Below are 8,663 nucleotides of genomic sequence, written 5' to 3' on the forward strand. Positions count from 1 at the left end.
GCGATTAAAAGGTGATGTTTAAACCGAGTATCAGTGATTTTGGCAGTGGTAGTCCGCCATAGTCGCCCGCTTCGGGGAAGGAGGTACTTCCGCTTACATCGGTGTTGGCAGCTTCAGGGTTAAAACCACCGTAGTATCTGTCATGACCAAAGTAGTTTTCGGCTGTGATGTATATTCTGGCGGCATTGATCTGTTTTGCTTTCAATGCCTTGCCCAGGTTATAACCCAGTGTAATGCTGCGTACTCTCCAGTAGTTAGAGGAATATAACCAGTCGGTATTAGCGATGTAGGTTGTACTGGTCACGGCCTTGCTGGTGATGCCATTACCCGGTTCTTCGGCAGAGCGCCAGCGATCCCGCATAATGCCCAGGGTATTTTCCAGGGAGCTCATACCGACCCGGTTGATGGCCCTGCCCAGTAAAGAGTAAATAGCGCCACCACTTTGTCCCTGTACGAGGAAGGCGAAGTCAAAGTTTTTGTACCGGAAGGTACTGTTGATGCCCCATATCTTATCAGGGCTGGGCTTACCTGCTATCACACGGTCACTACTGTTGATCACACCGTCGCCATTGGCATCAAAATACTTTGGATCGCCGGCTGTTTCACTGGTGTACAGGGGTACGCCTTTGTCAATATCTTCCTGGCTCAGTACGCCGGTCCTTTTTAATACATAGATGCTGTAGATCGGCTCACCTACTTTCAGTATGCTATGTACTGCTGCATCGCCCAGACTGGATGGAATTACGATTTGTGTTTGTCCGTTTGGCAATGCCACCAGTTTATTTTTAGTGAGGGTCAGGTTCCCGCCCAGGTTCCAGCTAAAGTCTTTCGTGTTGATGACTTTCGCATTTAGTTCGAACTCCCATCCATTGTTTTTCACTCTTCCTGCATTGCTCAGGTATGTCTGGAACCCTGTGGTGGCGAGAATGGGCACATTCAGCAGCAGACTGGATGTAATTTTGTTATAGTAATCGATGGAACCTGTGAGCCGGTTATTGAAGAGACCAAAATCAATACCTCCATCGATGGTCTGACTCTTTTCCCATGTAAGATCAGGGTTCACAATTGAACCCTGTGTTTGTCCTGCTACCGATGTATTGTTCAGTGATGCATTGGCGGCAGTGAGCAATGCAATGCTGGCATAATCCCCGATGTTGTAGTTGCCTGTCTCACCATAGCTCACACGGAGTTTCAGGTTATTCAATGGTTTTACATTGCGCAGAAATGGTTCGTCTGTTATATTCCATCCTACAGAAGCAGCGGGGAATAAGGCCCATTTGGTATTATTACCAAAGCGGGAGGAGCCATCACGACGCAAGCTGGCAGACAACAGGTATTTCCCTTTGTATGCATATTGTGTCCTGCCAAAGAAGGAGAGCAGTTTGTTCTGCGTTTCTGTACTGTTACCTGTGATCGCTACAGCGCCATTCAGTGTGGTGATGTTACTATAGTTGAAGCCACCTGAAGATCTTTCCAGGTTGGCGTAGAGGTAATCACTGTTGTAGGAGAAACCTGCCAGCAATGATACATCATGCGCTTGCCCAAAGTTGTGATTGTAGTTAAATGTATTTTCATTGACGAATGTCTGACGACGGTATTGAGACAGTGCTCCATAAGTACCGGCATTGGGAGATGCAAGCCTTGTAGAATAAGAGGATACAGTGACACCATTGGGTTGGTAAGTCTTTGATGTGTTATCCGTATTGTCGAGGTTTACGGTCGTTTTAAAGTGCAGGTCTTTTATTATTTCATAATCACCATACAGGCTGGTCAATGTTCTGAAACGCCTGGTCGCGCCAATAAAGTACAGCAGCTTAGCAACCGGACTATTGTTGGAAACGGCCCATGGATAACGGTCGTAGGTGAATACGTTTACATTTTCTGCATCGAATAGCTGTACGGGGGTGGCTGATACCAGTTGATGCAGTATATTGTCTTTCCCTTCTACGCCGGGATCATTGGTGATAGAGTAGGAGGGGTTGATGTTCAATCCCAGTTTCAGTCTGTCATTCGCCTTTACTTCGAAGTTGGCCCGCACGGAGTACAAGGTATAATCTGTCTTTTTCACCAGGCCATCTGTTTTGGTATAGTTACCGGAGAGGAAATAGTTCAGCGTGCCTGTACCACCTCTGGCAGATAACTGGTAGTTCTGCAAAGCCGCTTGTCTGAATGCTTCATCCTGCCAGTCGATGAATTTCAAACCACCGTAGTTGGGTTGTGTCCAGCGATCATCCGTCATATAGTTGATGTCAATACCACTGGCAGGTAAGCCAAGGAGTGTTCTTCTCTCATCGTTGCTCTGTGTCGCAGTCCTGTTAGCGCCTGACTTCACCCATTGTTGATTGATCATTTCAGTTGCCCTGTCTATCCATTCTTTGCCACTGAGCACATCCAGTTTTTTTACAGCTTTGGAATAACCTGCGTTGGCATTGAAACTGATTTCTGCCTTACCTGTTTTTCCTCTTTTGGTGGTGATGAGCACTACCCCATTGCCGCCTCTGGATCCGTAGATGGCAGAAGAAGCGGCGTCTTTTAATACCTGTATAGATTCGATATCATCAGGGTTGATGTTATCCAGTGGATTTCCGCTACCAAAGCTGCCCGCAGAACCGGGAGCCGCAGTAGACAATGGAAAACCATCTATCACATACAAAGGCTCATTGCCGGCAGAGATAGAAGCAGCGCCTCTTACCTGTACGCTGAAAGCCTTGCCGGGTGTACCAGTTGTTTGTTTAACGGAGATACCGGCCATCTGGCCAATGAGTGCCTGATCTACCCGGGTCACAGGACGTTGTTGCAGGTTCTCTGTATTGAGAGAGGCCACAGCACCGGTCAGACTGGATTTGCGCTGGGTGCCATAACCTACTACCACCACCTGGTCCAGCGAGCCGACAGCAGCTTTGAGTGATACGTCCAGCGTAAAGGTAGTACCGGGTCTGAGCTGATAACCGGAATAATTCTTTGGCTCAAAGCCGATACTGGTAATGGTAAAATGGTAAGGGCCACCTGCTGGTAAGCTGGCATAGAACAGACCGGCGGTGTCAGTCTTTGCGCCGGTGGTGAAATTGCTTTGTGTGTTGCGGATCACGATGGTGGCGCCTATTACGGGATGATTATCTTCACTGTGTACGATCCCTTTTACGTCGCTCATTTTTGTTTGCGCAAAGGTCCATAAGGGTAGGAAGATCAGGGCTATCATGGACGCCCGGGTCCAGGGTTGCTTACATTTCATACAGCATTGTAGTTTTATCAGGAAACAACAGCCCTGTTATCAATCGGTATGACTGATACGATGGGCTATACGTGGAAAATATGTATACGGGTTTTACTTTCTAATTATCATAACGCTATCATTGTCGGTCATCTTAAGGTTGTTCAATTTTGCAATTCGTGCTAAGATAGATGCAAGTGATTCTGTTCTTTCATATCTGGCCGTGAAATAGATATCCTTTATATCGGATCTGTTATAAATAATTCTCACCTTATAGAGTGCTTCGAGTTGATTCAGCACTTCTTCCAGCGATTGGTTGTTGAACATATACCAGTTGTTCTCTTCGCTATTGGCGATGAACGGATCTTCTGCAGGATGACTGTCTCTCGTAGCAGAAGCGGTGTTCTGCAGGAAAGAGTGCACGATGATCCGGTTGCCATAAATAAATTCCTGTCCGGGAGAGAGGTATACTTTGTTCTTCATTCTTCCTGTGTTGGAAGAAGTGATCATCACCTTGCCAGTGTATAATCTGACCCTGATATCATGAAATGAATTGACTTCAAAACCCGTTCCCAATACTGTCGTCGTGATTTCTCCACTGATCACTGTGAATGGATGTTGGTCGTCTTTTGTTACCTGAAAAAATGCCTTCCCTGTCATACTGATCGCGCGGTTGTGGGTAAATGGTTCCCGCCAGGTAAGTGCGCTTTGATCAGCCAGCAGGATGCCGGTACCGTCTCCCATGGTGAGTTTCATGGGTACACCCGTGGTGTTTGTAGCATGATGCAGGCTGTCATGCAAAGCAGGTCTGGTTGACAGCGCAATATTGGTAGATGGTCTTTTACCGATCCATTGCCAGTTAACGATCATAAGCAGACAGATGGCAGCTGCGGCAGCCAGTATAGCGAACGGTCTTTTTGATGACACCGGTTTTTCTCCTGCCTGTTTGAACTGCACCCATTTTTCGTCCATGTTCATTTCATCCAGCACATAATCAAGCGTTTGCCTGGCATCGGCGAGTTGCCATGCCAGGCGGAGGGTATCCAGGTATTGGCAGTTTTCCGCGCTGAGAGCTATCCAGCGCTCGACGAGGGCTTTTTCTGAGGCGGTGGCCTCATTTGCCAGGTACCTGGTCAGGAGTTCATCGTTGATTGTATTTTCCATGCGCTCGGATATTAATACAAGTGAAAGTAATTTTACCCCTACAAGGGGTGAAAATATTTTTTAGCGGATAAAGGCGGCCAGTTTTTTCCTGAGTTTGAGCAGTGCCCGGCTCATCTGGGTTTCTACAGTTTTGACAGATAGATGTAGTAGTGCGGCTATTTCGGTGTATTTAAGTCCGTCGTGGCGGTTGAGTTCAAATATTTTTCGCATCTGGTCAGGTAGTTCGGCAATGGCCATGTTGATGGCGTCGCGGAGTTGTTTGAGGTCGAGATCGTCCGTGGCGGACAAAGGATCAGCTATATTGAGCTGGGCCTGGGTATACTGATCCTGTACCTTTTGGTGTTTGAGGGTGTTAAGGCATTGGTTGTTAACGATTTTGAAGAGATATGCTTTGGCCGAGAGGGTCGGGTTGAGGGTATGGCGGGCTTCCCATAGTTTGGAGAAGGAGGTATTTACGATGTCTTCGGCGAGGTGCACGTTGAAGTTGTATTTGATTTTGCAGTATACGCAGAGTTGAGGGTAAAGAGCCTTGAAGAAGGTTTCAAAGTTAGATTCCAGGCGGAGGTCATGGAATGAAAGGTCTTGCTGGCGGCTTTCGGGTAGTAAAGTCATATCATTACGTGGCTGACCAAATGTAATAAAAAGCTGAGTGAAAAGAGAAACCCCGCTGTTGTCATTGACAGCAGCAGGGTTTTGCGATCGTGGAGCGACCGTTTGAGTGAAAAGGCTTAATAATATAGGAATTTGTCAGCCAGACAATTAATTTTCAATTCTCCTGATGGGGTAAAATTCATTCAGCTCAACTTCGAGTGCAGCGGCTAATTTGATGAGCGTAGTCGCAGCGGGATTTTTCATGCCATTTTCTATTTTCGAAATATCTCCGGCATGTACACCGGAAGAAACTTCGAGATCCAGCTGGGTCATTTTTTTCTGCTTACGAATTGCTTTGATCTTTCCGCCGAGCTCTTTTAATATTACTTTTAGTTCAGACATTCCGGGTGAAAAATGATCACATTTTAGAAAATAAAAAGTTGTCGATCGACTACTTTCGTGAAAAAAATGAAAACGCTTGTTGGCTGTGAGCAAGCCACCCGCGCAGTTAGGGGTACTCCGGGGGTGCGGAGTACTCCTAACTGACACAAGTGAGGTGATGGCATAGCTATAGCTGCTGCACACAGTGAGTGCAGACTTGTCGTTTAGAAACAATGCATGCTGATCATCCTTTTGTGTTGGCATGAATGCAGCTCAAAAGCGAGCTTTACGATGAAGATGTTGAATAGTTCATGTTGAAGGCGATTTCTTTGTTATTTTGAGATATACAGTCTGAGGGTGCTACAAAGTTCTTTATTACCGGTCGTTTGTTTTATTCCCTTTGTTATTTGAGTTTGTCCCCGTTGTTGCTTAAGTAAAATTCACTTCATTTCCTATCAGATGCTTCAGCAGCCACTTTCCTGCTTTTGCCGTCTCCTCTTCGGTGACGGTTTTACCTGCTGCCAGTCGGAGGCCCCAGGGTTTGCCGTCATGCACGAAGAGTGGCGGGCTTTCTACTACTTCCCAGATGGCGTATCCCAATTGTTTGGACCGGATCAGCAACCGCATGTCGGAGGTGAGGTAGTACAATTCATCCGGCACAGGCACCAGGATTGCTTTCCTGGAATAGCCACTTTTTATGCGCGGATTATTGGTTTCTACTACTATTGAGCTAACCTGGTGCTGAGGTTTATAGTAGTAGGTTTTTTTCGCAGATTTGCCAGTGGGTACTTCATCACTGGGGTACCTGAGTTGTTCTTCAAAGAGGGAAAAGAAGAGCCGTTGTAGCTGATGAATGTAGTAGATGTAAGCAGAAGTCAGGACTTCATCTACACCTACAAACCATTTTCCTCCCATGCCAGGCTTCAGCCAAAACTTGTTACCAAGTGCTGTTGGACGAAGAACTGTGCCGGTCCTTCCATCCATAGTGGAGAAGCGGAAAAGCGACAATTCAGCGCGTTCGATCAATATTGGTTCCAGCGTATCGATAACCTGCAGGATATTTGGTAAATCCGTGCCTTTTATCCTAATCTTTTTTCCCTGTTGTAAGAAATAAGCACCTTCGAAAACCTGTTCTAATTCTACTGACACAAAGCTAATTAATTTAGCGCAAAATACTAAAAATATTAGTAAATGAATGTAAGTTTTTGAGCAGAATAATTACTTGAAAAGTAGACTGTATTCAAAAAGAAAATGATATTTAAAGATTTTTATACTCATTAATAAATCGTAGTTGTATATTAACACTAACGTAGATTTCAATTTATATGCAACGTCCATTATTTACATTTATCATCGCCCTTTATTCCACGGCTACCTTTGCCCAACGGCAGAAGGCAATCAGTCCTGACCTATTCGGTATCTTCTTTGAAGACATCAGCTATGCTGCTGATGGGGGATTGTATGCAGAACTCATCCAGAACCGTTCTTTTGAATATACAGGATCGGACCATAGAGGATGGAATCCAATGACAGCATGGGAGTACACACCCAAAGGATTTGCTTACGGCAAAATATCGGTGGAAACGAAGTCTCCACTCAATGAAAATAATCCGCATTATGTAGTACTGGATATCCAGGATGCAGGACAGGAAGGTCTTGGATTAACTAACTACGGTTTTAATGGTATTTCTGTAAAAGAAGGCGAACAGTACGATGTATCGTTTTTCGCAAATAGACTTGCTGGCAATGCCATGCCTGTCACTGTAAGTCTCCGCAGCAAAAAAGGAGATATTTACGGCGAAACCACTTTCGATATAAAAGATAAAAACTGGCAGAAATATGCCGCCAGTATTACGGTGAATAAAAGCGATGACAGCGCCTGTGTGGTGATCATCGCAAAAGGTATTGGCGAACTGGCTTTGGATCAGGTGTCGCTTTTTCCAAAGAAAACATTCAAGGACAGGCCAAACGGGATGAGGGCTGACCTGGGACAGGCGATTGCAGATCTGCACCCGAAATTTATGCGTTTTCCCGGTGGATGCCTGGTACATGGAGATGGTATCGCAAACATTTACAACTGGAAAAATACCATTGGTCCTTTAGAAGCACGTGTTGATCAGCGCAACATCTGGAACTATCACCAGTCAATGGGATTGGGTTATTTTGAATATTTCCGGTTCTGTGAAGACATTGGTGCTAAACCCGTACCTATCCTGGCTGCTGCTGTGAGTTGCCAGAATTCCGGCGGTACCTGGGCGATTGGTGGCACAGGTCAGAAAGGTATTCCTATGCAGGATATGCAGGCATATATCCAGGATGTATTGGATCTGATAGAATTTGCAAATGGTCCCGTTACTTCTGCCTGGGGAGCCAGGCGCGCTGCTGCAGGTCATCCGGAGCCATTCCACCTGGAATACGTTGGTATTGGTAATGAAGATAAAATGACCCCAGGTTTTGAAGAACGCTTCACCATGATTTATAATGTTGTGAAAGCAAAGCATCCGGAAATTACAGTAATTGGTACAGCTGGTCCTTTCTCTGAAGGTGAAGATTATGAGAAAGGATGGGAGATCGTAAACAAACTGAAAGTACCGGTAGTAGATGAGCATTATTATAATGACCCTGAATGGTTCCTGAAGAATAATCTTCGCTATGATAAGTATGACAGGAAAAAAGCAAAAGTGTATGTTGGCGAATATGCTTCTAAAGGCAACAGGTTTATCAACGCTATCTCTGAAGCTGCTTATATGACCAGTCTGGAAAGAAACGGTGATGTGGTACACATGGCTTCTTATGCACCACTGCTGGCAAAGAAAGGAAATACCAACTGGAATCCGGACCTGATTTATTTTGACAATACAGGTGTATATCCAACGGTGAACTACTATGTACAGCAGCTGTTTTCTGCGAATACAGGAGATGTATATATCAGTGATGTAGTGACCTTTGATCGTAAGAAGGATTCTACGCTGGCAGCATCCTGTGTGAAGGATACAAAGACAGGAGATATCATTGTAAAGATTGTAAATGCGGGTGGTACAGACGCTAAAGTAAATGTCAATCTGAAAGCTTTTGGTGCATTGCAATCAAAGGCAAATGTGACAATATTAAAAGAAGACAGGGGCGTACCTGTTTCTATTGAAACAGCATTAACAAAAGGAAGTATGACGCTGGATGCACTGAGTATGCAGGTGATACGATTCCACAGGAAATAGATAAGAGGGGATGTATTATAAGTAACAGGAAGTGCATGTATGAAAAAGGTACCCAAATAAAAAAAAGGGGGCGTCCCGAAGAGAGGGCACTGAAGAAGTTG

At 45.2% G+C, this 8,663-nt stretch carries 6 protein-coding genes; 1 reads left to right on the forward strand and 5 read right to left on the reverse strand.

What is annotated here, in order from left to right; all coding sequences use genetic code 11:
* Positions 1-4: 4 nt before the first annotated feature.
* The 5 genes from BW716_RS28430 to BW716_RS28450 form a co-directional block, all read right to left on the reverse strand.
* Positions 5-3,232 carry a TonB-dependent receptor gene (locus tag BW716_RS28430; protein ID WP_083729395.1) on the reverse strand — a complete coding sequence of 1,076 codons (3,228 nt, stop codon included), beginning with the start codon at positions 3,230-3,232 and terminating at the stop codon, positions 5-7.
* A 93-nt stretch (positions 3,233-3,325) separates the two neighbouring features.
* Positions 3,326-4,375: a FecR family protein gene (locus BW716_RS28435; protein ID WP_083729397.1), complete on the reverse strand. Its 1,050-nt coding sequence runs from the start codon at positions 4,373-4,375 to the stop codon at positions 3,326-3,328.
* Positions 4,376-4,435: 60 nt separating this feature from the next.
* Positions 4,436-4,987: an RNA polymerase sigma-70 factor gene (locus BW716_RS28440; protein ID WP_083729399.1), complete on the reverse strand. Its 552-nt coding sequence runs from the start codon at positions 4,985-4,987 to the stop codon at positions 4,436-4,438.
* 147 nt (positions 4,988-5,134) lie between these two features.
* Positions 5,135-5,368 carry a helix-turn-helix domain-containing protein gene (locus BW716_RS28445; protein WP_083729401.1) on the reverse strand — a complete coding sequence of 78 codons (234 nt, stop codon included), beginning with the start codon at positions 5,366-5,368 and terminating at the stop codon, positions 5,135-5,137.
* Positions 5,369-5,776: 408 nt separating this feature from the next.
* On the reverse strand, positions 5,777-6,496 hold the full coding sequence (locus BW716_RS28450; protein WP_083729402.1) for a hypothetical protein: 720 nt from the start codon (positions 6,494-6,496) through the stop codon (positions 5,777-5,779).
* 176 nt (positions 6,497-6,672) lie between these two features.
* Between BW716_RS28450 and BW716_RS28455 the strand changes: the two genes are divergently transcribed.
* Entirely contained in the window at positions 6,673-8,562 is a 1,890-nt protein-coding gene (locus BW716_RS28455; RefSeq protein WP_083729404.1) for an alpha-L-arabinofuranosidase C-terminal domain-containing protein, read from the forward strand.
* Positions 8,563-8,663 lie beyond the last annotated feature (101 nt).

Source organism: [Flexibacter] sp. ATCC 35208 (assembly GCF_001975825.1).
Classification (GTDB): domain Bacteria; phylum Bacteroidota; class Bacteroidia; order Chitinophagales; family Chitinophagaceae; genus Chitinophaga.

Coding starts and splice junctions, on each gene's coding strand:
- BW716_RS28445 (WP_083729401.1), bottom strand. CDS start 5,368: ATGTCTGAACTAAAAGTAATATTAAAAGAGCTCGGCGGAAAGATCAAA.
- BW716_RS28455 (WP_083729404.1), top strand. CDS start 6,673: ATGCAACGTCCATTATTTACATTTATCATCGCCCTTTATTCCACGGCT.
- BW716_RS28440 (WP_083729399.1), bottom strand. CDS start 4,987: ATGACTTTACTACCCGAAAGCCGCCAGCAAGACCTTTCATTCCATGAC.
- BW716_RS28430 (WP_083729395.1), bottom strand. CDS start 3,232: ATGAAATGTAAGCAACCCTGGACCCGGGCGTCCATGATAGCCCTGATC.
- BW716_RS28435 (WP_083729397.1), bottom strand. CDS start 4,375: ATGGAAAATACAATCAACGATGAACTCCTGACCAGGTACCTGGCAAAT.